Source organism: Streptomyces sp. NPDC003035, from assembly GCF_042888285.1.
Classification (GTDB): Bacteria; Actinomycetota; Actinomycetes; order Streptomycetales; family Streptomycetaceae; genus Streptomyces.
Genome location: NZ_JBIAPJ010000004.1, coordinates 360,713 through 384,008 on the forward strand (window position 1 = coordinate 360,713; position 23,296 = coordinate 384,008).

Below are 23,296 nucleotides of genomic sequence, written 5' to 3' on the forward strand. Positions count from 1 at the left end.
GGAAAGGTCCCTCCTGACACGGTCTCCTCATGGAGCGTCAGAAGGCCCAGGTCAACAAGGTCCAGGCCCAGGAGGGCCCCTCCCGGGGCAGGTTCGTCGCCGGTCTCACGGTCGCCGTGCTGCTCGGCACGGCGGTCGCCGGATTCGCCGTCGCGCGGTACGACGAACGCCCGCCCTGGGGCACGGACATCGCCTACGAGGGCGGCTATCTGCAGGCCGTCCGAATCCGGAAGGCCGACCGGGAAGGGGAGCGGACCCGGGCGCTACTGGCCGGCGAGTGCGCGACGATGGAGCGCCAGGGCATGGGCGGCGACCGGGCCGTCCACGACCCCGAGGCGTGGGTGGACGGCTGCCTCGACGGGGCGGCGGGCCGCCAGTCGAGGAACCAGGGCTTCGTCCGCTGAGACTGCGTACGCCTGAGGCCAAGGACACTCCCTAGGCGTCCATCCCCGCGAGGATGAGCGGCAGCCGGTGGGCGCCCGACTCCGTCAGCTTCACCGGAACGCCCCAGTCCTGCTGGTGCACATGGCAGGCCGGGTACTCGTTGGCCGGGTCGTCGTCGCAGGACGCCGCCATCGCCGAGACGTGCAGCACGCCCTCGGTGACCTCCGGGTTGAGGTCCAGCTCCCGGAAGAGGTCCGAGCCGGTGCCCTCGCCGGCGAGCAGCAGCTCGGGCGGGGTCGAGGAGACGAGGAGCCGGGTCGAGGGGCCGTAGCGCTCGTCCAGCTTCTGACCCGTCGGCGCCTGGAAGACGACGTCCAGCCGGAGCCGGCCGGGGGCGACCTCGGTGGCCTCGCGCTGGGTGCGGTGGGCGACCGCCTCGACCTGGACGGCCTCCTCGGGCAGCCGCAGGCGGGTCAGCCGGTGCCGGGCCGACTCGACGACGACGATCTCGTCCCCGACGAGCACGGCGTCGCTCGGCTCGCGCAGATCGGTGGCGAGGGTCGTCACCTCGCCGGTCGCCGGGTCGAAGCGGCGCAGGGCGTGGTTGTACGTGTCGCTGACGGCGACCGAGCCGTCGGGGAGGGCGGTCACGCCCAGGGGGTGCTGGAGGAGCGCCAGGGAGGCGGCGCCGTCGCGGTGGCCGAAGTCGAAGAGCCCGGTGCCGACGGCGGTGTGGACGACGCCCTCGGTGTCGATCCAGCGCACGGCACTGGTCTCAGAGTCGGCGATCCAGAGCCGGTCCTCGGTCGCGGCGAGCCCGGAGGGCTGCGCGAACCAGGCCTCGGCGGCCGGCCCGTCGACGAGCCCCTCGTTGGTCGTACCGGCGGCGACCTCGACCGTCCGCGTGGCGGGGTCGTACGTCCACAGCTGGTGGACACCGGCCATGGCGATCCACACCTTGCCCTGCCACCAGGCCACGTCCCACGGCGAGGAGAGGTCCACCTCCAGGGCGGGCCCGGAGGTGGGGGACCCCTGCCACCACTGCTTCCCGGTGCCGGCGAGCAGCTCGATCGCGCCGCTCTCGGGGTCGTACGTGCGCAGCGCGTGGTTCACGGTGTCGGCGACGACGACCGTGCCGTCGGGGAGCAGGGTGAGCCCCTGCGGCTCGCGGAACTCGCCGTCCCCGATCCGCCGCACCACGGTCTCCCCGTCCGCCGCGAGCTCGACGAGCTGGTGGCGGGTGGTGTCGGAGACCAGGAAGGTCCCGGAGGGCAGCATGATCGCCTTGCCGGGGAACCGCAGATCGGTCGCGACCGGCTCCGGCGGCACGTACGGCCCGTCCCCGCGCCGCAGCGTCCCCTTGGCCTCGTGCTCGGCCTCCAGCTCCTCGACGAGCGTCCGGATCGCGTTGGCGTGTCCCTCGCCCGCGTGCTGGGCGACGACGTACCCCTCGGGATCGATGACGACGAGCGTCGGCCAGGCCCGGACCGCGTACTGCTTCCAGGTCGCGAGCTCGGGGTCGTCGAGGACGGGGTGATGGACCTCGTACCGCTCGACGGCATCGACGACGGCCCGGTGATCGGCCTCGTGGACGAACTTCGGGGAGTGCACACCGATGATCACCAGGGTGTCGCGGTGCTGGTCCTCCAGCTCACGGAGTTCGTCGAGGACATGCAGGCAGTTAATGCAGCAAAACGTCCAGAAATCGAGCAGAACGATCTTTCCTCGCAGATCGGCGAGGGTCAGTTCGTCTCCGCCGGTGTTCAGCCAGCCACCCTTGCCGATGAGCTCGGGGGCGCGGACACGGGCGCGGGCGCGGGGTGCGGCGGGCGCGGAGTCGTTCATGGTTCAAGGGTGCCGTACGGAGCGCGGGGCGGCGGGACCGGGAGGGTGAAACCGGGGGGCGGAGGGCGGGAGGGGGCGTGTCTTGCCGCTGGCATGTGACAGGCGGCTGGCAAGCATGGCGTGACGATCATCCGATCGTCGTCTCCGAGGGTGAGGTGCCATGCGTCGTCGATACGCGGTGTCCCTGCCGCTCCTGGCGGCGCTGGGCGCCCTGCTGCTCCCCGGTCCGGGCGCCCGGGCCGGCGGCACGGGGGACGGGGCGTTGCGGCTCACGGTCACCGTCAACACGCGCGGCGGCAGCGGGACCCGGCCGCCGGACGTGCGGGTCGGGGAAGCGGTGGTGAAGCGGTACCGGCTGGTGAACAGCGGGGAGGCGCATCTGTACGGGATCCGCGTGAGCGATCCGGGAGTCACCGTGCGGTGTCCGGCCGGGCCGCTGGCCGCGCTCTCCTCGACCGAGTGCACGGCCCGGTTCCCGGCCCGGGCGGGGCACCACGGCGGGACGGCGACGGCCGTGGGGGAGGTTCCCTCGCTACGGATACGGCTCACGGCGACCGCCCGCTCCGGATACACGGGGGTGGGCGGGGCACTGGAGCTGACCGAGACGGTACGGGTCGGGGCCGGGCAGACGGCCACCGTTCAGTACGCGGTCGCCAACCGGGGCAACCGGCCGGTCCACGCGATCCGGCTCACCGACGCGGTCCTGGGGCTCGCGGCAACCGGCATCGACTGCGCGGGGCGGCCCGGCACCGTGCCCGAGCTCGCGCCCGGGGCCTCCGCCCGCTGCACGGCGAACGTCCGCCGGCCGCCGGGCACCCACCGCAGCAGCGGGCTGGCCGCCGGAAGCGACCGGGTCACGACGCTGAGCGCCACGGGCGGCCCGGTGGCCCCGCCGCTCCTGACGGCCCGTAGCTCGGCGACCTTCACGCTGCGGGCACCGTCCGGCCCCGACGCGGGGGCGAGGGCGGGGACGACGGCGGGGACAGGGGAGGGAGCAGGGGCGGGAGCAGGAGCAGGAGCAGGGGCGGAGGCGGGCGCGGGAGCGGGGGCGGGAGCGGGGGCGGGAGCGGGGGCGGGAGCGGGGGCGGGAGTGGGGGAGACGGCGGGGAGCGGTGCTCCCGGGGCCGTTCCCGGGGCGCCAGGCGCGGCAGGGCCGGCGGGACCGGCGGGGGAGGAGGTATCCGCTGGGGAGGTAGGGGCAGGTGGGGCTGCTGGGGTGGCTGGGGCCGCTGGGGCTCTTGCCGCGGCGGGGGCGCCGGGGGCGTACGTCATGCCCATCGGCCCGCCCGTCGAGCCACCCGTCGGCCCACCCGTCGGCACGGGTCCGGGTGCCGCAGTGCCCCCTCGCGTACCACCCCCTCCCGTACCCCCGCGTCCGGTACCGCCCCCTGCGGTACCGCCAACGCCTGCCGTACCGCCCGCTGTCGTGCCGCCCGGTCGCGTACCGCCCGCCACCACCACCGCCACCGACGAGACGGAAGGCCTTCTCCCCCGTCTGCGCCGCCGGGCACGTGAACTGCCTGAGCTCGGACCCGTTCTGATGCTGCTGCTGATCCTGATCCCGGCGGCGATCGCCGCCGCCCTCCTCGGCTCCCGCATTCGCTGACCGCTGACCGCTGACCACGGAAGAGACCATGGCCCTGCTGGAAACCCTCGTCATCGTCCTGGGAGTCGCGCTGGCCTCCGCTCTCGCCGTGGTCGTCAAGACCAAGCTGTTCCCGGCCAAGGAGGACGAGGAGTCGCGCGAGGACGTCGCCGAGTACATCGCGATGATGGTCTCGGTCCTCTACGCCGTCGTGCTCGGCCTGTGCCTGGTCTCCGTCTGGGACAACCGTGCCTCGGCCGCCGACCACGTCCAGGCCGAGGCGAGCGCCCTCCACCAGACGTATCTGCTCGCCGACGTCCTCCCCGCCGACCGGCGACAGCCCGTGCGCGACGCCGCCCGCGCCTACGCCACCCACGTGGTCGACGTCGAGTGGCCGAGGATGGCCGAACGCGAACCCCTGGGCCAGACAGGCTGGCAGCTCCTCGAAAGGCTCCGCGCCGCCGGCGAGGCGCGCGCCTCGGACCCGATGCCCGACCAGCTCACCGCGCAGGAGGTGCTCGCCCAGCTCGGTTACGTGGACGAGGCGCGGCGGGGCCGGGAGGCGGCGGCCCAGGAACAGCTGTCACCCGTGCTGTGGGCGGGCCTGCTCCTGGGCGGCGCGCTGACCCTGGCCTTCATGTTCCTCTTCGGCATCAAGCGGAACTTCACCCATGTGGTGATGGTGATGGGCCTGTCGGGCTTCATCGCCTTCACGGTTCTCCTGATCCACCAGCTCGACGCCCCCTTCGGCGCGCTGCTCGGCGCCACCGCCGAGCCCTTCACCCGCTACTTCGCGCCTGCGTGAAACGGGGCCCACGGGGGAAGCCCTGACCCCATGAAATACCTCGTACGGGACAAGATCTTCGCCGTCGGCGACGACTACTGGATCGAGGACGAGCGCGGTCGCCACGCTTTCCTCGTCGACGGCAAGGCCCTGCGGCTGCGCGACACCCTGGAGTTGAAGGATCCGGAGGGGCGGGTCCTGGTCACGCTGCGGCAGAAGATGTTCAGCCTGCGGGACGCGATGACGATCGAGCGGGACGACCGCCCGCTCGCCACGATCCGCAGGAAACGGCTCTCGCTGCTCCGCAACCACTACCGGGTCACGCTGGTCGAGGGCACGGAGCTCGACATCAGCGGCCGGATCCTGGACCGGGAGTTCACCGTCGAGTACGACGGCGAACTCCTCGCTCACATCTCCCGGCAATGGTTCCACGTGCGGGACACCTACGCCGTGAACGTCGTCCGCGAGGACGCCGACACGGCGCTGCTGATCGCGGTCGCGGTGTGCGTGATCCGGATGGCGGAGCGGGAACGCGAGGACTAGGCCTTCGCCGCCGCCTCCAGGGCCTGTTCCAGGTCCGCCCACAGGTCCTCGACGTGCTCGATGCCGACCGAGATCCGTACCGTCCCCGGGCCGATGCCCGCCGCTTTCAGGGCCGCCGCGTCCAGCTGGCGGTGCGAGGTGGAGGCCGGATGCATCACCAGGGTCTTCACATCGCCGAGCGAGGCGCTCAGCGAGGCCACCCGGACCGCCCCCACGAAGGCGCGGCCGGCCTCGCGGCCGCCCGCGAGGTCGAAGGAGATCACTCCGCCGCCGCCCTTCCGCAGCAGCCGCCGGGCGACGGCCTCGTCCGGGTGTCCGGGTAGAGCCGGGTGGCGCGCCGCCGACACCGCGGGGTGCGCGGCGAGCCGGCCGGCCAGGTCGAGGGCGGTCGCGCTCTGCCGCTCGATCCGCAGCGGCAGGGTCTGCAGGCCGCGCAGGGACAGCCAGGCGGCGAACGGGTCGGTCGAGGCGCCCAGTTCGATCGCGTAGTGCCGGACCCGGTCGTACAGCTCGGCGTCCTTGAAGACCGCGATGCCGCCGAGGACGTCCGCGTGCCCGGCGAGGTACTTGGTCGCCGAGTGGACGACGATGTCGGCGCCGTACTCGATCGGCCGGAACAGCAGGGGCGAGGCGAAGGTGTTGTCCACGGCGCTCGGGACGCCGGCCTCGGCGGCGACGGCGATCAGGGCGGGCAGGTCGCTGACCCGGGTGGTCGGGTTGGCGATGGTCTCCAGGTACAGCAGGCGCGTCTCGGGGCGCAGAGCACGACGTACCTCCTCCGGGTCCGACCCGGAGACGTACGTGACCTCGACGCCCCATCGCTCGGTGAGGTCGCTGAGGACCGCGTACGTACCGCCGTAGAGGCAGCGCTGGGCGACGACGTGGTCGCCGGCGGAGAGCAGCGCGAGCAGGAGGCCGTTGATGGCGCCCATGCCGGAGGCGTACGAGAGCCCGGCGACTCCGCCCTCCAGGCGGGCGACGGCGTCCTCCAGGGCGCGGACGGTGGGGTTGCCGAAGCGGTTGTACAGGAAGGTGTCGGGCGCGTGGAAGGCGTCCGCCATCGCGTCGGCGCTCTCGAAGGAGAAGACGTGCCCCTGGTACAGGGGGACGCTCATCGGCCTGCTGCCGGTGATCTCCGGCTGGGGCGGGTGGACGGCGAGGGTCTCGGGACGGAGGGCTCCGGTGTCGTCGCTCATGGCGTCAGTGAACAGGGGCGGCGCCGGCGGTCCCAGGACCAATCCCACCGGATTGGTCCGCCGGCCGGGCCGCTCTCTCGCTCTGTGGACGACCGGGGGTCGCGCCATCAACACGCCGTCAGAACCGCCAAGGCCGCCAGGCCTACCCGTCCCGTCGGGGCCGTGCCACCCCCAGCACCCGGTCCTTCAGTGCCGGGAACTGCTCCCTGGTCGTCGTCACCTTCGCCGGGTCGAGCTCGACCCGCAGGATCTCCTCGTCCGGCCCCGCCTCCGCGAGGACCTCGCCCCAGGGGTCCACCACGATCGAGTGCCCCGCCTGCTCCACGCCCGCGTGCGTGCCCGCCGTGCCGCAGGCCAGCATGTACGCCTGGTTCTCCACGGCCCGCGCGCGTGCGAGCAGCGTCCAGTGCGAGCGCCGGCGGGCGGGCCAGCCCGCCGGGACGACGAACGCCTGCGCGCCGGCGTCGACCAGCCCGCGGAACAGCTCCGGGAAGCGGAGGTCGTAGCAGGTGCCGACGCCGACCGTCAGCCCCGGCAGCGCGACCGTCACCAGCTCGTCGCCCGCCGCCATCATCACGGCCTCGCCCTTGTCGAAGCCGAAGCGGTGGATCTTCCGGTAGGTGGCGACCGGCTCGCCCGCCGGGGAGAAGACGAGCGAGGTGTTGTACAACGCCCCTCCCGCCGACAGCGCCCCTCCCGCCGCCTCGACGATCGATCCGGCGTGCAGCCAGACCTCCGCGTCCCGGGCCGCCGCCGCCATCGCCTCGTACGTCGGGCCGTTCACCGGCTCGGACTCCGCCGCGAAGGACTCGTACGCGAACGCGCCCATCGGCCACAGCTCCGGCAGGACGACGAGGTCTGCGGCGCCGCGCTCCTGGCGTACGAGATCGGCCACCCGCACCCGGCGAGATTCGACCGATTCGTCCGGGTCTACTGCGATCTGGATCAGCGAGGCGCGCACACTACCACCGTCCTGGCATTCGAGCCGTCAACACGGGCCTACGATCGTCACACGAAAGCACTGCCGGGGTGCCTTCGGGCAGCGTAACTTAGCGTCCGAGCCTCCCACGCAGTCTTGTTTTCAGCCCGCGCACCGCAGAACCGCCGAGGGGTCCCGTGACCGTCCATCCCAGCCTTCAGACCTACGCCGACGCCTGGACCCACTCCATCGAAGCGATATCCGAGCTGGTGCAGCCGCTCGTGGAAGGCGAATGGAACCGTGCCACACCGTGCCCGGGCTGGTCGGTGCGCGACATCGTGTCCCATGTGATCGGCATGGAGTGCGAGATGCTCGGCGATCCGCGCCCGATCCACTCGCTGCCCCGCGACCTCTACCACGTACGCAGTGACTTCGCCCGCTACATGGAGATGCAGGTCGATGTGCGGCGGCACCACACGGGCCCCGAGATGACCTCGGAGCTGGAGTACGTCCTCATCCGCCGCGCGCGCCAGCTGCGCAACGAGAACCGCAAGCCCGACCACCTGATCCGCGCCCCGCTCGGCGCCGAGCAGACCCTGGAACTGGCCTACCGGATGCGCGCCTTCGACGTCTGGGTGCATGAGCAGGACCTGCGCAACGCGCTCGGCCGACCGGGCAACCTGGACTCCCCCGGCGCCCAGGTCACCCGCGATGTCCTCCTGGAGGCGCTGCCGAAGGTGGTCGCCAAGGACGCGGGCGCTCCGGCGAGTTCGGCGGTCGTCTTCGACGTGCACGGGCCGGTCGAGTTCCTGCGGACGGTACGGGTGGACGCGGAGGGCCGCGGGACGGTCGACGGAGCGCCCTCGCTGGGCCCCCTGGCGACGCTGGCGCTGGACTGGGAGACGTACGTGCGCCTGGCCTGCGGCCGGGTCCGGCCGGCCGAGGTGGCCGACCGGATCAAGACCGAGGGCGACCTCGACCTGGCGCAGGCGATCCTGGACAACTTCACCGTGACGCCTCGCTGACCGCGGGCCGCTGACTGCGGGCCGCTGACTGCGGGCCGCTGATCCGGGCCGGCCGGTGACGCCGACCGGGTCCCGCTATGCCGGTACGTGCACGGCCTCGACGCGGCTGGCGACGAGGCGTTCCTTCTCCCTGCGGGCCGTACGGGCCTTCAGGCGCAGGATCTGTACGACGCCGAGCGCCTCCAGGACGAAGACGGAGGAGAAGGCGATCCGGTAGTTGTCCCCGGTGGCGTCGAGGAGGACGCCGACCGCGAGCAGGGTCGTCATCGAGGCGGTGAAACCACCCATGTTGACGATTCCCGAGGCCGTTCCCTGACGCTCCGGCGGGTTGGCGGGGCGGGCGAAGTCGAAGCCGATCATCGAGGCCGGGCCGCAGGCGCCGAGGACCGCGCAGAGGGTGATCAGCAGCCACAGCGGGGCCCGGTCACCGGGATACGCGAGGGTGGCGGCCCACAGCAGCGCGGTCGCCGCGACCGTGCCGAGCGCCAGTGGGGCCCTGGCCGCGTGGTGACGGGCGATGATCTGTCCGTACGCGAGCCCCACCACCATGTTGGAGAGCACCACGAGCGTCAGCAGTTCTCCGGCGGTGCCCCTGCTCATGCCCTGGTCCTCGACCAGGAACGGCAGGCCCCACAGCAGCAGGAACACCATGGCGGGGAACTGGGTGGTGAAGTGCACCCACATGCCGAGCCGGGTGCCGGGCTCGCGCCAGGACTCGGCGATCTGGCGGCGGACGTAGGCGGCGCCGGCGTGCGGGACGGGCTGGGGTTCGTGGCCCTCGGGGTGGTCCTTGAGGAAGAGCAGCAGCAGGACGAGGACGACCACACCGGCGACGGCGCTGCCCGCGAAGGCGGCGGTCCAGCCGACGCCGTGCAGGAGCCGGGCGACGACGATCGTGGAGACGAGGTTGCCGGCCATGCCGACCAGGCCGGCGAGCTGGGCGATCAGCGGGCCGCGCCGGGCGGGGAACCAGCGGCTGCCGAGCCGCAGCACGCTGATGAAGGTCATCGCGTCGCCGCAGCCGAGCAGCGCGCGGGCGGCGAGTGCCATGCCGTACGAGGGGGAGAACGCGAAGCCCAGCTGCCCGACGGTGAAGAGCACGACGCCGAGGGTCAGCACCTTCTTGGTACCGAGCCGGTCGACCATGAGGCCGACGGGTATCTGCATCCCGGCGTAGACGAGTAGCTGGAGGATGGAGAAGGTGGACAGGGCGGAGGCGTTGACGTCGAAGCGGTCGGCGGCGTCGAGTCCGGCGACGCCCAGCGACGTACGGAAGATGACGGCGACGAAGTAGACGGCGACGCCGACGCCCCAGACGAGGGCGGCGCGCCTGCCGCCGGGAGGGTCACCGGGCAGGGTGACGGCCGATCCGAAGCCGCGTCCGCTCACCGCGCCTCACCCCGGACCAGGACCTTGACCCAGCTCAGGTGCTGCCGGACGCAGTGCGCCGCGCCCTCGGCGTCGCCCGCGCGGATCCGCTCCAGGATCTCGGCGTGCTCGGTGATGTTCTTGGTGATGCGGTCGGGCTGTGACTGCATCACGGCCACGCCCATCCGCAGTTGGCGGTCGCGCAGCTGGTCGTAGAGGCGGGCGAGGATCTGGTTGCCGGCGTGCTTGACGATCTCGGCGTGGAAACACCGGTCGGTGACGGCGACCGCGGCCAGGTCCCCTGCCTCGGCCCGCCGCTTCTGCTCCTCCAGGAGCTCTTCGAGCCGCTCGATCAGCACGGCCGGCGCGGGCACGGCGCGGCGGACGGCGAACTCCTCGACGAGCAGCCGGGTCTCGACCACGTCGGCGATCTCCTGGGCGGAGACGGCGAGGACCAGGGCGCCCTTCTTGGGATAGAGCTTGAGCAGCCCCTCCATCTCCAGCTTGAGCAGCGCTTCCCGTACCGGAGTGCGGGAGACGCCCACGGCCAGGGCGAGCTCTCCCTCGGTGAGCAGCGTGCCCCCCTCGTACCGGCGCTCGAGGACGGCCTGCTTGACGTGCATGTAGACACGGTCGGCTGCTGGGGGTGCGGATGCCATGCGCACAGCTTAGATACAAGAGGGGTGCAACAGGAGGCCCCGTCCGCGATCCGGACGGGGCTGGGCTCCAGCGGGCCGGCGGCGGAAGCGGGGGTTCTAGTGGGCCGGGTCGGAGTCGTAGACCTGGCGCGCCTCGTCGACCTTCTCCAGATTGTCGGCGGCCCATTCGGCCAGATGGGCGAAGAGCGGGGCGAGGCTGCGGCCGAGGTCGCTGATCTCGTACTCGACCCGGGGCGGGACCTCCGGGTGGTACGTCCGGACGACCAGGCCGTCGCGCTCCAGCTGGCGCAGCCGCTGGGTCAGCACCTTCGGGCTGATCCTGCCGATCGCCCGCTCCAGCTCCACGAACCGTTGCCGGCCACGGGCGTTGAGGGTCCACAGGATCGGTGTGGTCCAGCGGCTGAAGACGATGTCCACCACGGGAGCGACCGGGCAGGCGAGCTCCGGGGCGGTGTCCGCCGAAACCGTCCGCATCGTCTCGGTCGCCATGCGCTCCCCCTCGGGCATAGTCACTTTCCTCTAGGTACCTACTATACCGAGGCTGTTAGCGTCCTCGACATCAAGCGCACGACCTCACAAGGGAGTTGTTCATGCTGGTGGTGACGGGGGCGACGGGTAACGTCGGCCGATCGCTCGTACAGGCGCTCGCGGCGGCCGGTGAGCAGGTGACCGCGACGTCCCGCGGGATCTCGGCCACGGACGTGCCGCCGGGTGTCCGGCACATACGCTCGGATCTGATCGACGCCGACAGCCTGCGGCCGGTCCTCGACGGCGCGGACGCGCTGTTCCTGCAGAGCGGGGGACCCAGCGCGCATCTGCTGAGCCCGCACGACATTCTCGACGCCGCGAAGGCCGGCGGCGTCCGGCGGGTCGTCCTGCTGTCCTCCCAGGGCGTCGCGACCCGGCCGGATTCGGCCTCCCACGGGGACACGGCACGCGCCATCGAGGACGCCGTCCGGGACTCCGGCACGGCCTGGACGATCCTGCGGCCCGGCGGCTTCGCCTCCAACGCCTTCGCCTGGGTCGAGTCGGTCCGCGCCCGCAGGGAGATCGCCGCGCCGTTCGCCGACACGGGACTGCCCGTCATCGACCCGGACGACATCGCGGAGGTCGGTGCCGCCGCCCTGCGGGATGGCGGCCACGACGGGCGGATCTACGAGCTGACCGGTCCCGGCCTCAGCACGCCCCGGGAACGGGCCGCGGCGATCGCCGACGCCCTCGGCGAGCCCGTCCGGTTCGTGGAACAGACCCGCGACGAGGCCCGGGCGCAGATGCTGCGGTTCATGCCCGAGCCCGTGGTCGAGACGACGCTGACCATCCTCGGCGAGCCACTCCCCGCCGAGCAGCGCGTCAGCCCCCACATCGAGCAGGTCCTCGGCCGCGCGCCCCGCGCCTTCGCCGACTGGGCGCAGCGCTACGTCGCCGCGTTCCGGTAGGAAAGGGGCGGGTGAGCGAAAACGCCCGACCGGGGAGCCCGGTCGGGCGTTTCACGTGAAACGACGCCTGGTCCGTTACGACCAGGTGATGAGGCGCTTCGGCTGCTCCAGGATCGCGGCGACGTCCGCCAGGAACTTGGAGCCCAGCTCGCCGTCGACCAGACGGTGGTCGAACGACAGGGCCAGGGTGGTGACCTGACGCGGCTTCACCTTGCCCTTGTGGACCCAGGGCTGCAGCTTGATCGCACCGACCGCGAGGATCGCGGACTCGCCCGGGTTGAGGATGGGCGTACCGGTGTCGACGCCGAAGACGCCGACGTTGGTGATGGTGAAGGTGCCGCCCTGCATCGCCGCCGGGGTGGTCTTGCCGTCGCGGGCGGTGGCGACCAGCTCGCTCAGGGACCGCGACAGCTCCGGCAGGGTCTGGGCGTGCGCGTCCTTGATGTTCGGCACGATCAGACCGCGCGGGGTGGCCGCGGCGATGCCCAGGTTGACGTAGTGCTTGAGCACGATCTCCTGGTTCGCCTCGTCCCAGGCCGCGTTGATCTCCGGATTGCGCTTGACGGCGACCAGGACGGCCTTGGCGACGAGGAGGAGCGGGTTGACCCGCAGGCCCGCCATGTCCTTGTCGGACTTGAGCTCCTCGACCAGCTTCATCGTGCGCGTGATGTCGAAGGTCACGAACTCGGTGACGTGCGGCGCGGTGAAGGCCGAGCCGACCATCGCCGCCGCCGTGGCCTTCCGTACGCCCTTGATGGGGATACGGGTCTCCCGGGCTCCCGCCGGGACGGCGCCGGCTGCGACCGGGGCGGGGGCCTCGGCCGCGGGGGCCGGCACGGTCACCGGCGCGGGTGCCTCGACGGCGGGCGCCGGGGCGGCCGCCGCGTGGACGTCCTCGCGGGTGATGATCCCGTCCGGGCCGGTCGGGGTGACCGTGGCGAGGTCGACTCCGAGGTCCTTGGCGAGCTTGCGCACCGGCGGCTTGGCCAGTGGCCGGGCGGCCGCCGGAGCATGCCCGTTCAGCTGCTCCGGTACGGAGACGGCGGCCTCGACCGTGGTCTTGCGCGCCCGGCGCTTGGTGGAGGTCGCGGCGACGCCGTAACCGACCAGGACCGGCTGCCGGCCCGTGGGCTCGGCCTCCTCCTCGGGGGCCTCCACGGTCGCCTGGACCGGAGCGGCCTGGGCGGGCGCCTCGGCCCGGGCGGCGGGGGCCTCGGCCGCCGGAGCGGCACCGCCCACGTTCACCGAGATGATCACCTGGCCGACGTCGACCGTCGTGCCCTCGGGGAAGCACAGCTCGTGGACCGTGCCGTCGAAGGGGCTCGGCAGCTCGACGGCCGCCTTCGCCGTCTCGACCTCGCACACGACCTGCCCGTCGGTGACCGTGTCACCGGGCTGGACGTACCACTTGAGGATCTCGGCCTCGGTGAGGCCCTCGCCCACATCGGGCATCTTGAATTCGCGGATCGTCACGATGCTCTCCTCAGTACGCCAGCGAGCGGTCGACGGCGTCGAGCACGCGGTCCAGACCCGGCAGGTACTCCTCCTCCAGGCGCGCCGGCGGGTACGGCGCGTGGTAGCCGCCGACCCGCAGGACGGGGGCCTCCAGGTGGTAGAAGCAGCGCTCGGTGATCCGGGCGGCGATCTCCGCGCCGGAGCCGTAGAAGACCGGGGCCTCGTGGACCACGACCAGGCGGCGGGTCTTCTCGACCGAGGTCTGGATGGCGTCGAAGTCGATCGGGGACATCGAGCGCAGGTCCAGGACCTCCACCGACTTGCCCTCCTCCTGGGCGGCCGCGGCGGCCTCCAGGCAGACCTTCACCATCGGGCCGTACGCGGCGAGCGTGAGGTCCGTGCCCTGACGGGTCACGCGGGCCTTGTGCAGCTCGCCCGGGATGGCCTCGGTGTCGACCTCGCCCTTGTCCCAGTAGCGGCGCTTGGGCTCGAAGAAGATGACCGGGTCGTCGCTCTGGATGGCCTGCTGGAGCATCCAGTACGCGTCGGAGGAGTTCGACGGCGAGACGACCTTGAGGCCGGCGACGTGCGCGAAGAGCGCCTCGGGGGACTCGGAGTGGTGCTCGACCGCGCCGATGCCACCGCCGTAGGGGATGCGGATGACGACCGGCAGCTTGATCTTGCCGAGCGCGCGGGCGTGCATCTTCGCGAGCTGGGTGACGATCTGGTCGTACGCGGGGAAGACGAAACCGTCGAACTGGATCTCCACGACGGGCCGGTAGCCGCGCAGGGCCAGGCCGATCGCGGTGCCGACGATGCCGGACTCGGCGAGCGGGGTGTCGATGACCCGGTCCTCGCCGAAGTCCTTCTGCAGCCCGTCGGTGACGCGGAAGACACCGCCGAGCTTGCCGACGTCCTCACCCATGATGAGGACCTTGGGGTCGGTCTCCAGGGCCTTGCGGAGCGACTCGTTGAGCGCCTTGGCCAGGGGAAGCTTCTGTACGGCCATGGTTACTTGCCCTCCTCGGCGCCGGAGTCGGCGAAGGACGCCTGGTACGCGGCGAACTGCACGCGCTCCTCGTCGACGAGCGCGTGCCCGTCGGCGTAGACATTCTCGAAGATCGCCATGTGGTCCGGGTCGGGCATGGCACGGACGGCCTCGCGGACGCGCTTGCCGAGCGACTCGCTCTCCGCCTCCAGCTCCTCGAAGAAGGCGGCGTCGGCGTGGCCGGCCTTCTCCAGGTACGCCTTGAGCCGCAGGATCGGGTCCTTCGCCTCCCAGGCCTCGCGCTCCTCGTCGGCGCGGTACTTGGTCGGGTCGTCGGAGGTGGTGTGGGCGCCCATGCGGTAGGTGAACGCCTCGACCAGCGTCGGGCCCTCGCCGCGGCGGGCGCGCTCCAGCGCGGACCGCGTCACGGCCAGGCAGGCGAGGACGTCGTTGCCGTCGACACGGACACCGGGGAAGCCGTAGCCCTGCGCGCGCTGGTAGAGCGGGACGCGGGTCTGCCGCTCGGTGGGCTCGGAGATCGCCCACTGGTTGTTCTGGCAGAAGAAGACGACCGGGGCGTTGTAGACCGCGGAGAAGGTGAACGACTCGGCGACATCGCCCTGGCTGGACGCGCCGTCGCCGAAGTACGCGATCACGGCCGAGTCCGCGCCGTCCTTGGCGACGCCCATGGCGTAGCCGGTGGCGTGCAGGGTCTGCGAGCCGATGACGATCGTGTACAGGTGGAAATTGTTGGTGTTGGGATCCCAGCCACCGTGGTTCACACCACGGAACATGCCGAGCAGATTGGTCGGGTCGACACCCCGGCACCAGGCGACACCGTGCTCGCGGTAGGTCGGGAAGACGTAGTCGTCGTCCCGCAGCGCGCGGCCCGAACCGATCTGAGCGGCCTCCTGGCCGAGCAGCGAGGCCCACAGCCCCAGCTCGCCCTGTCGCTGCAGGGAGGTGGCCTCGGCGTCGAAGCGCCGGGTGAGGACCATGTCCCGGTAGAGCCCGCGCAGCTCGTCGGCGCTCAGGTCGATGTCGTACTCGGGGTGCTGGACGCGCTCCCCTTCGGGCGTCAGCAGCTGAACGAGCTCGGGCTCGGCGCCCTGGCCCTTCTTGACGCCCGCGCTGGCGGTGCGCTTGGCGCCGCTGCTGCGTCGCGTCGTCTTGCGCGCGGCAGTGCTTTCCACGGTCACGTGCGTGCTCCTCCGTCGGTCCGGCCCCCGGGTTCGCCGGGTGGGCCAGTGCGGCTCCGCCTGTATCCGTACCCGCGCACGGGGTGGGTGCGACGCGGCCGGGGTCAGGCGTGACAGGTGCCCCGGCGAGCGCCCTGTCATAGGCACGTTACCCAGTGCGCCGCATTCCTGCGAAACCCCATTTGACCTGCGATTTTGCTTGGATTTCCAAGTAAATCGAGAAATGCGGGAACACAGCTGGTCAGCGCGGTGCAACGGCCACGAGGCCGCCGGAACACGGGCACGGTATCCCGGCACCCCCGGGCACGGGAAGAGCCAATATGTGAGACTGACCGCGTGCGCGAAGAGGGAAAAATCCGGGTATTTCTGTTGGACGACCACGAAGTCGTCCGGCGCGGCGTCCACGAGCTGCTCACCGTGGAGGACGACATCGAGGTGGTCGGCGAGGCCGGTACGGCGGCAGATGCCCTGGTCAGGATCCCGGCGACCCGTCCCGACGTGGCCGTGCTCGACGTGCGGCTGCCGGACGGCAGCGGTGTCGAGGTCTGTCGCGAGGTCCGTTCGCGGAACGAGGACATCAAGTGCCTGATGCTCACCTCGTACGCCGACGACGAGGCGCTCTTCGACGCGATCATGGCCGGGGCCTCGGGATACGTCCTCAAGGCCATCCGCGGCAACGAGCTCCTTTCGGCGGTACGGGACGTGGCGGCCGGCAAGTCGCTGCTCGACCCGGTCGCGACCGCCCGCGTCCTGGAGCGTCTTCGCGACGGAAACAACCCGAAGGGTGACGACAGGCTCGCCAACCTGACGGAGCAGGAGCGCAAGATCCTGGATCTGATCGGCGAGGGCCTGACCAACCGGGCCATCGGCGAGCGGCTCCACCTGGCGGAGAAGACCATCAAGAACTACGTCTCCAGCCTGCTGTCGAAGCTGGGCATGGAGCGACGTTCGCAGGCCGCGGCGTACGTGGCCCGGATGCAGGCCGAGCGGCGCTGACCGGCGAGATTCGGGACCAACGTCCCGGCGAACCGGGGCAGGGGGCCCTTTTCGGGCGAGGCGCCGGCGGCGGAGAGTGGAAGCCATGTCCACCGAGGAGATCCGCGCCGTCGAGCTGCTGAACCGTGTGGCGTACGGCCGGGTGGCGACGAGCATGCGCGCGATGCCGTTCGTCGCTCCCGCCCGGCACCTCGTGGACGACGGCGGCGTCCTGCTCCGGATGCACCGGGGCCTCGGGTACCACCGCGCCTGCGCGGGCAGTGTGGTCGCCTATGGCGCGGACAACTTCGACTCCGGCGCCGAGAACCTCTGGTCCGTGCAGTTCACCGGCACCGCGGAGGTCGTCGAGCCGACCGAGGAGCAGCTGGCGGCCTTCGGCCCCGCCCCGCGGATCGTGGACGGCGAGCCCTTCGACCCGATCTATCTGCGCATCGAACCCCAGTTCGTAACCGTGCACCAGCTGGACTACTCCACGGAGCGACATCTCCACCACGTAGCGTGATCTAACATCTGGGGAGTGCCGCGCTCATCTGAAACGCTCGCTCCGCCCGTCGGCGCCCTGCTGCGCCGCTACCGGGAGGCCGGTGAGCCGCTCTCCTGCGAACCCGTCACCCAGGGCCTCCTCAACCGCGGCTACCGCCTCGCCACCACCCGCGGCGCCTACTTCCTCAAGCAGCACCTCGACGCCCCGACCGCCGACCGGGACACCATCAGCCGCCAGCACCGCGCCACCCAGCGCCTGCACGCCCTCGGACTGCCCGTCGCCCCGCCGCTCGCTGACTCCACCGGCCGCACCGTCGCCGTCATCGGCGGCCGCTGCTACGCCCTGCACCCGTGGATCGACGGCCGCCACCGCGACGGCGCCCAGCTCTCCGCCGGCGGATCGCGGCGCCTGGGCGCGCTCCTCGGCCACGTCCACACCTGTCTGGAGCAGGTGATGGAGTCCCCGCCGCCCGGCGCGGAGCACGAGAGCGCACGCCCCGAGGACACGTTCCGGCTCATCGACGAGCTGCTGCGGCTCGCCCGCGCCGGCCGCCCCCGCACCGCCTTCGACGCGCTCGCCGAACACCGGCTGCTCGAACGCCGGGTGCTCCTCGCCGAGCACGCCCACCGCCGTCCCCCGCCCGCCGCCGCGGCCGGCTGGGTGCACGGCGACTTCCACCCGCTGAACCTGCTCTACCGGGGCGCGGAGCCGGCCGCGATCGTCGACTGGGACCGCCTGGGCGTCCAGCCACGGGCGGAGGAGGCGGTCAGGGCCGCCGCCATCTTCTTCGTACGCCCCGCCGGTGAGCTGGCCTTGGAGAAGGTGCGGGCCTACGCGCGCGCCTACCGGCGGGCGGTCGGCGCGGACGCGGCGGAACTGGCGTCGGCGGTGCACCGCGTGTGGTGGGAGCGGCTCAACGACTTCTGGATACTGCGCTGGCGCTACCAGCTCCACGACCGAAGGGCCGACCCGCAGTTTCCTGCGGCGTCGGCCCTGGCGGTGTGGTGGACCCGGGAGTACGAGGCGGTGCGCGACGCGTTCACGGGGTGAAGCAGGGGCAGACGGGGCGAGGCGGTTCAGTTCCCGGTGTTCCCGGTGTTCCCGGTGGAGGTGTTGCCCGCCGTGACGGGGCCCCCGTTCGCCCCCTCGGTCGGCGAGGTCGGCTCACCCGTGGGGTCACCCGTGGGGTCACCGGTCGGCTCACCCGTGGGCTCCCCGGTGTTCCCATCCGTCGTACCGCCGTCGTCCGTACCCGTCGGCTCCGTCGACGGCTCGCCAGACGGCGTGGAAGGCGTCGACGGCCGGTACGAGGGCCGGTACGTCGGGGTCTTCCAGGAGTCCTGGGTGCCGCCCGTCGAGGTGTCCGGCTCGTGCGTCTCCTGGGACGGCTCCTGCGACGGCTGCTCGGACGGCGTCTGCGACGACGGGGTGTTGGTGACCGTCGGCTTGTCGGTCGTCCCGCCGGACGTGCCGCTCGGCCGGTCCAGCGCGTAGACGACACCCGCGACGATCGCGATCACCGCGAGCGCCACGAACAGCAGGAGCTTGCCGCGACCGCCCTTGCCGTTCCCCTGGTACGGGCCGTGGTGGCCACCGCCGTCGTACCCGCCGACCCCGCCGTCGTCCGGGTTCATCGGCGGGAGGATCGGACCCTGCGCCGTCTCGTGGTGCATGGGGTGGCCCATCGCCGTCGTCGCGGCCATGCCGCCGACCGGCGTGTGCCCACCCTCGTGGATGTCCACCGGGCCGGTGTTCCACATGCCGGTGTGGCCGCCCTGCTGCTGAAGCATCTGCAGGCCGTACTGGATCAGCCCGCGCATCTCCTCGGCACTCTGGAACCGGTCGTCCGGGTCCTTCGCGAGCGAGCGCATCACCAGCCCGTCGAGCTCCGGCGGCGCCGCCTGGGCGACCTCGGACGGCGGGACGGGAACGTCCTGGACGTGCTGGTAGACCACCGAGAGCGGGGTCTCGCCGGTGAACGGGGGCCGCGACGCGAGCAGTTCGTAGAGCAGACAGCCGGTGGCGTACAGGTCGGAGCGGTGGTCCACCGCCTTGCCGAGGGCCTGCTCGGGGGAGAGGTACTGCGGTGTGCCCATGACCATGCCGGTCTGGGTCATCGTCGACTGTGCGCCGTGCAGGGCGCGCGCGATACCGAAGTCCATCACCTTCACCGCGCCGGTGTCCGTGATGATGACGTTCGCGGGCTTGATGTCCCGGTGCACGATGTTGTGCTGGTGCGAGTACGCGAGCGCCTCGAGGACGCCCGAGACGATGATCAGGGCCTGCTCGGGGCCCGGCGCCTCGGCGCTGATCAGCAGGTCGCGGATGGTGCGGCCCTCGACCAGCTCCATCACGATGTACGGCACGGAGTGGCCGCCCACGACGTCCTCCCCGGAGTCGTACACCGCCACGATCGCATGGTGGTTGAGGCCGGCGACCGACTGCGCCTCGCGCGTGAAGCGGGCCTTGGAGACCGGATCCTCGGCGAGGTCCGAACGGAGCAGCTTGACGGCGACCGTGCGGCCCAGGCGGACGTCCTCGGCGGCGAACACCTCGGCCATGCCGCCTCGTCCGAGACGGTGCGTCAGGCGGTAACGTCCGTCACCGACCACTCCGCCGATGCCCCAGGACTCCGCGGCGGCGCCCGACAGGCCGCCGCCGCCTGCTTCGGATTCGGGTGCCATCAGTCCTCGCCGTCGTATGTCTACCGTGCAGTGCCGTACCGCCGTCACGCTACAGGCTTCGTCGGACATCACGGTTCGAGATGGACCGGCCATCCAACCCCGTCCACGTACGCCTGTGCAAATTCCAGCCGGTTCCTGTAACGCTTGCGAGACGCTTCTTGCGCGGACGGTCACGGAACGGGCACCTGGCTTGACGTGTCACTGCCCTGGGGCAGACTTGGCCAGGAAATTCCGGAACAGCGCCGCCACGCGCGCGTAGGGGGAGCACGAATGAGCCAGGACGGCGCACAGGGCCGCTATGCGGGCGGTTCGGTCGCGAACGGCCGTTATCAGCTTCGCGACCTGCTCGGCGAGGGCGGCATGGCCTCCGTCTACCTGGCGTACGACAGCGCGCTGGACCGTCAGGTCGCCATCAAGACGCTGCACTCGGAGCTCGGCCGGGAACAGTCGTTCCGCGAGCGGTTCCGACGCGAGGCGCAGGCGGTCGCGAAGCTTTCGCACACCAATATCGTCTCCGTCTTCGACACAGGCGAGGACACCCTCGACGGCGCCGTCATGCCGTACATCGTCATGGAGTACGTGGAGGGGCAGCCGCTCGGCTCGGTGCTGGCCTCCGACGTCCAGCGGTTCGGCGCGATGCCGGCCGACAAGGCGCTGAAGGTGACGGCCGATGTGCTGGCCGCGCTCGAGACCAGCCACGAAATGGGCCTGGTCCACCGGGACATCAAGCCGGGCAACGTGATGATGACCAAGCGCGGGGTCGTCAAGGTCATGGACTTCGGCATCGCGCGGGCCATGCAGTCCGGTGTCACCTCGATGACGCAGACCGGCATGGTCGTCGGCACGCCGCAGTACCTCTCCCCCGAGCAGGCCCTCGGCCGCGCCGTGGACGCCCGCTCCGACCTCTATTCGGTCGGCATCATGCTGTTCCAGCTGCTGACGGGCCGTCTTCCGTTCGACGCGGACTCGCCGCTGGCCATCGCGTACGCGCACGTCCAGGAGGAGCCGGTCGCGCCGTCCTCCATCAACCGCTCGGTGACGCCGGCGATGGACGCGCTCGTCGCCCGCGCGCTGAAGAAGAACCCGAACGAGCGCTTCCCGAGCGCGGCGGCGATGCAGGACGAGTGCCTGCGCGTGCTGTCGGCGGGTCAGACGGGCGCCCCGGTGATCGTGGCGGGCGGTCCGGTCAGCAGCGGCTCGGGCGTGGGCTCGGCGGTCTTCCCGCCGGTCGGCCAGACGCCGCCGCCCTCGACGCACGGCGTCCACCAGCCGTACCAGGCTCCGACGCCGCAGCCGGGCCCGTACGGTCCGCCGACGCCGGCCCCCTCCTACGGCTACCCGCAGCAGGCCCCGACCCCGACCCCCGCCCCGGCGTACCAGACGCCCGCCCCCGGGCCGTACACGATGTCGCCGCAGCAGTCGTCGATGACGACGAGCGGCGGCTCCGGCGGCTCCGGCGGGTCGAAGCGGAACACGCCGGTGATCGTGGGCGCGATCGTCGTGGCGCTGATCGCGATCGGCGGTGTCATCACCGCGATCTCCCTCAAGGAGGACGACCCGGGGACCAACGCCGGCGGCGATCCGAGCCAGAGCCAGTCGGCGGTCGCCGGTCACAAGGGCCCGGACCTCACCAAGACCATCGCGACGAAGAAGTGCACGGAGCCGACCGAGTCGAGCGACGACCCGTCGAAGTTCGAGATCCCGAACTTCACGTACAAGAACATCCAGTCGGTGAAGGACTGCATCCAGGCGGCGGGCTGGAAGATCAAGACCCAGACGCCGGTGGACGAGAACACGTACGGCGAGGGCACGGTCCTCAGCCAGTACCCGCCGGCCGGTGAGGACGCGTCCAAGGATGACGCCGAGTTCACGCTCGAGATCTCGACGGGCAACCCGCCGCAGTAGGCACCCTCCGGGCGCCCCCAGGCGGCGTTCTCACCCCCTCCTCCCATCCGGGATGCCGGATATGTCCTGGCATGTGACGCTGAGTCGACAACGGCGGCTCGGCACGGGAGGGGGTCCCCGGTGACTCCAGGACTCCGCGGTACGCGGACGCGGGCCCTCGGGCCGGTGGTCGCCTGCTGGCTGGTGGTGGGTGCCGCGCCGGTGGCGTACGGGGCCGGGACAGGGCCGACGGCGGAGCCCAGGGCCCAGGCGGCGACGGCCGCCCCCTCGGCTTCGGGGGCGCCGACGAAGCCGTCACGACCGTCGAAGAAGTCGCAGAAGCCGCAAAGGCCCCCGGGAGCGTCGAAGCCCCCGGGAGCGTGGCAGCCGCCGGGAGCGTGGAAGCCGTCGAGGCCGTCCCCTTCGCCCACGAGGACCGTCGGCCCCGTCGACCCCGGGGCCTCCGGACCTCCCGCCGCCACCCCGTCCGCGACCGCCCCGGGACGGCCCGGGGCCTCCCGTACCGCCGAGCCCTCCCCCGCGGGCTCCCTGGCGGGGCGCCCCGCCGGGGCGGGACGTGAGCGGCCCGGCCGGCCCCCCGCGCCCCCCGGAGCGAGCGACTCCGCCGAGCCGGACGGCCCCTCACGTACCAAAACGGCAACAGCCGACGACCCCTCCGGCGACCGGGACACGGCGGACGAGGTGCTCGAAGGGGTACCCGAGACGGACCCCGCGGCCACCACGACCGCACCGGCGTCCGCGCCCGCCGCGGCTCCCCGACTCAGCCCACGGGCCGGTACATCCGCCGTTGACCGGCAGATTCCTGTCCTCACGATGGGCGTGGGGCTCGCGCTGATGGGGCTCGGGATCGGGTTCCTCGGTCTCCGGATGCGCCGCCGCTGACGGCCCGTCCCCTGCGGATCCCCGCCCCGTCCCCCTTGAGACGGACCCGGAGGTTCCGTCTCAGGTCGCTTGTCGGCTCGGACATACTCGGTATACATACTGAGTATGTCGATCCGCCACGGGCTCCTCGCCCTCCTCGAACGCGGGCCACGCTACGGCTCGCAGCTCCGTACGGAGTTCGAGTCCCGCACCGGCTCCACCTGGCCCCTCAACGTCGGCCAGGTCTACACGACCCTCAACCGTCTCGAACGGGACGGCATGGTCGCCCAGAGCGGGGAGGACGAGGCCGGCCACGCCCTGTACGCGATCACCGACGACGGTCGCGAAGAGCTCAGGAACTGGTTCGAGAAGCCCGTGGACCGCACCAGCCCGGCCCGCGACGAGCTCGCCATCAAGCTCGCCATGGCCGTCGGGGCACCCGGCGTCGACATCCGCGCCGTCATCCAGTCGCAGCGCCGGCACACCGTGAAGGCGATGCAGGACTACACCCGGCTCAAGGCCCAGGCACTCACCGCCCTGGAGAGCGGCGGGTCCCGGGAGCGCGACGACGTGGCCTGGCTCCTCGTCCTGGAGCAGCTGATCTTCCGGACCGAGGCCGAGGCCCGTTGGCTGGACCACTGCGAGGCCCGGCTGATCCGCCTCTCCACGGCCACGGCCACGGCCACCGCAACGTCGGACGCCTCCACCGCATCCGGCTCCACCACGGTCACCGGCCGCGGCCCCGGCCCGGTCACCGGCTCCGCCCCTGGCCCGGCCACTCCGGCCACCGGGGACGCGCGGCCGCCCGGCTCCGCCCCTGGCCCGGCCGGAACGTCCTCCCAGGACGCCCGCCCGGCCCCGCTGCGCTGACCACGCGGCCCCAGATCCCGCACCACCTCTTCATCCCGCACCACCTCTTCGACCGCTCCGTACCCAGACGGCACCGGACCGCCCGTGACCACACGTCACACGGCCGTCCG

The 23,296-nt window shown here is 72.0% G+C and carries 21 protein-coding genes; 11 read left to right on the top strand and 10 right to left on the bottom strand.

From position 1 onward, the window contains the following. The first annotated feature begins 29 nt into the window (after window positions 1–29). Window positions 30–404, top strand: coding sequence for a hypothetical protein (locus ACFYV5_RS14840; RefSeq protein ID WP_389168464.1), 375 nt, complete (start codon window positions 30–32; stop codon window positions 402–404). A 31-nt stretch (window positions 405–435) separates the two neighbouring features. On the opposite strand, the gene ACFYV5_RS14845 is transcribed toward ACFYV5_RS14840, so the two are convergent. After that, entirely contained in the window at window positions 436–2,229 is a 1,794-nt protein-coding gene (locus tag ACFYV5_RS14845; protein WP_389168466.1) for an NHL domain-containing thioredoxin family protein, read from the bottom strand. Window positions 2,230–2,389: 160 nt separating this feature from the next. Between ACFYV5_RS14845 and ACFYV5_RS14850 the strand changes: the two genes are divergently transcribed. The 3 genes from ACFYV5_RS14850 to ACFYV5_RS14860 are packed head-to-tail and all read left to right on the top strand — an operon-like array spanning window position 2,390 to window position 5,141. Beyond that, window positions 2,390–3,835, top strand: coding sequence for a hypothetical protein (locus ACFYV5_RS14850; protein ID WP_389168468.1), 1,446 nt, complete (start codon window positions 2,390–2,392; stop codon window positions 3,833–3,835). Between the two features lie 28 nt (window positions 3,836–3,863). Then, window positions 3,864–4,619, top strand: a complete 756-nt coding sequence (locus ACFYV5_RS14855) for a hypothetical protein (RefSeq protein WP_389168470.1) — start codon at window positions 3,864–3,866, stop codon at window positions 4,617–4,619. A gap of 30 nt (window positions 4,620–4,649) precedes the next feature. Then, window positions 4,650–5,141: an LURP-one-related/scramblase family protein gene (locus ACFYV5_RS14860; protein ID WP_389168472.1), complete on the top strand. Its 492-nt coding sequence runs from the start codon at window positions 4,650–4,652 to the stop codon at window positions 5,139–5,141. Here the strand turns inward: ACFYV5_RS14860 and ACFYV5_RS14865 are convergent. Then, complete coding sequence (locus ACFYV5_RS14865; protein ID WP_389168474.1) at window positions 5,138–6,337, bottom strand: trans-sulfuration enzyme family protein; 1,200 nt, start codon at window positions 6,335–6,337, stop codon at window positions 5,138–5,140. The genes ACFYV5_RS14860 and ACFYV5_RS14865 overlap by 4 nt on opposite strands. Window positions 6,338–6,479: 142 nt before the next feature. Beyond that, window positions 6,480–7,298 carry a carbon-nitrogen family hydrolase gene (locus tag ACFYV5_RS14870; protein WP_389168476.1) on the bottom strand — a complete coding sequence of 273 codons (819 nt, stop codon included), beginning with the start codon at window positions 7,296–7,298 and terminating at the stop codon, window positions 6,480–6,482. A gap of 155 nt (window positions 7,299–7,453) precedes the next feature. On the opposite strand from ACFYV5_RS14870, the gene ACFYV5_RS14875 reads away from it, so the two are divergent. After that, entirely contained in the window at window positions 7,454–8,281 is an 828-nt protein-coding gene (locus ACFYV5_RS14875) for a maleylpyruvate isomerase family mycothiol-dependent enzyme (RefSeq protein WP_389168478.1), read from the top strand. A gap of 75 nt (window positions 8,282–8,356) precedes the next feature. Here ACFYV5_RS14875 and ACFYV5_RS14880 read toward each other — a convergent pair whose 3' ends face one another. From ACFYV5_RS14880 to ACFYV5_RS14890, 3 genes are all read right to left on the bottom strand, one after another. Further along, window positions 8,357–9,670: a nitrate/nitrite transporter gene (locus ACFYV5_RS14880; RefSeq protein ID WP_389168480.1), complete on the bottom strand. Its 1,314-nt coding sequence runs from the start codon at window positions 9,668–9,670 to the stop codon at window positions 8,357–8,359. Continuing rightward, window positions 9,667–10,308, bottom strand: coding sequence for a GntR family transcriptional regulator (locus ACFYV5_RS14885; protein WP_389168483.1), 642 nt, complete (start codon window positions 10,306–10,308; stop codon window positions 9,667–9,669). The genes ACFYV5_RS14880 and ACFYV5_RS14885 overlap by 4 nt, the downstream gene beginning before the upstream one ends. Window positions 10,309–10,404: 96 nt before the next feature. Continuing rightward, entirely contained in the window at window positions 10,405–10,797 is a 393-nt protein-coding gene (locus ACFYV5_RS14890) for a winged helix-turn-helix transcriptional regulator (RefSeq protein ID WP_389168485.1), read from the bottom strand. Window positions 10,798–10,898: 101 nt separating this feature from the next. Between ACFYV5_RS14890 and ACFYV5_RS14895 the strand changes: the two genes are divergently transcribed. Continuing rightward, window positions 10,899–11,744: an NAD(P)H-binding protein gene (locus tag ACFYV5_RS14895; RefSeq protein WP_389168487.1), complete on the top strand. Its 846-nt coding sequence runs from the start codon at window positions 10,899–10,901 to the stop codon at window positions 11,742–11,744. A 75-nt stretch (window positions 11,745–11,819) separates the two neighbouring features. Here the strand turns inward: ACFYV5_RS14895 and ACFYV5_RS14900 are convergent, their stop codons facing one another. The 3 genes from ACFYV5_RS14900 to pdhA are packed head-to-tail and all read right to left on the bottom strand — an operon-like array spanning window position 11,820 to window position 15,386. Then, window positions 11,820–13,196 (bottom strand): dihydrolipoamide acetyltransferase family protein, encoded by a 1,377-nt coding sequence (locus ACFYV5_RS14900; protein WP_389168938.1) that lies wholly within the window; start codon window positions 13,194–13,196, stop codon window positions 11,820–11,822. Window positions 13,197–13,227: 31 nt separating this feature from the next. Further along, the gene (locus ACFYV5_RS14905; RefSeq protein ID WP_355110644.1) at window positions 13,228–14,208 is read right to left on the bottom strand and encodes an alpha-ketoacid dehydrogenase subunit beta; all 981 of its coding nucleotides are present in this window, start codon (window positions 14,206–14,208) and stop codon (window positions 13,228–13,230) included. Between the two features lie 2 nt (window positions 14,209–14,210). Further along, window positions 14,211–15,386, bottom strand: coding sequence for a pyruvate dehydrogenase (acetyl-transferring) E1 component subunit alpha (pdhA, locus tag ACFYV5_RS14910; protein WP_389168489.1), 1,176 nt, complete (start codon window positions 15,384–15,386; stop codon window positions 14,211–14,213). A 336-nt stretch (window positions 15,387–15,722) separates the two neighbouring features. Between pdhA and ACFYV5_RS14915 the strand changes: the two genes are divergently transcribed. From ACFYV5_RS14915 to ACFYV5_RS14925, 3 genes are all read left to right on the top strand, one after another. Beyond that, window positions 15,723–16,382, top strand: coding sequence for a response regulator transcription factor (locus ACFYV5_RS14915; protein ID WP_355110646.1), 660 nt, complete (start codon window positions 15,723–15,725; stop codon window positions 16,380–16,382). A gap of 85 nt (window positions 16,383–16,467) precedes the next feature. After that, window positions 16,468–16,884, top strand: a complete 417-nt coding sequence (locus tag ACFYV5_RS14920; protein WP_355110647.1) for a pyridoxamine 5'-phosphate oxidase family protein — start codon at window positions 16,468–16,470, stop codon at window positions 16,882–16,884. A gap of 15 nt (window positions 16,885–16,899) precedes the next feature. Beyond that, on the top strand, window positions 16,900–17,916 hold the full coding sequence (locus tag ACFYV5_RS14925; protein WP_355110648.1) for a phosphotransferase: 1,017 nt from the start codon (window positions 16,900–16,902) through the stop codon (window positions 17,914–17,916). A 26-nt stretch (window positions 17,917–17,942) separates the two neighbouring features. On the opposite strand, the gene ACFYV5_RS14930 is transcribed toward ACFYV5_RS14925, so the two are convergent. Beyond that, window positions 17,943–19,550: a protein kinase gene (locus tag ACFYV5_RS14930; protein WP_389168493.1), complete on the bottom strand. Its 1,608-nt coding sequence runs from the start codon at window positions 19,548–19,550 to the stop codon at window positions 17,943–17,945. A gap of 270 nt (window positions 19,551–19,820) precedes the next feature. Between ACFYV5_RS14930 and ACFYV5_RS14935 the strand changes: the two genes are divergently transcribed. Together ACFYV5_RS14935 and ACFYV5_RS14940 are read left to right on the top strand one after the other, a co-directional pair. Further along, window positions 19,821–21,455 (top strand): protein kinase, encoded by a 1,635-nt coding sequence (locus ACFYV5_RS14935; RefSeq protein WP_389168495.1) that lies wholly within the window; start codon window positions 19,821–19,823, stop codon window positions 21,453–21,455. A gap of 987 nt (window positions 21,456–22,442) precedes the next feature. Continuing rightward, window positions 22,443–23,186: a PadR family transcriptional regulator gene (locus ACFYV5_RS14940; protein WP_389168497.1), complete on the top strand. Its 744-nt coding sequence runs from the start codon at window positions 22,443–22,445 to the stop codon at window positions 23,184–23,186. The last annotated feature ends 110 nt before the right edge of the window (window positions 23,187–23,296 follow it).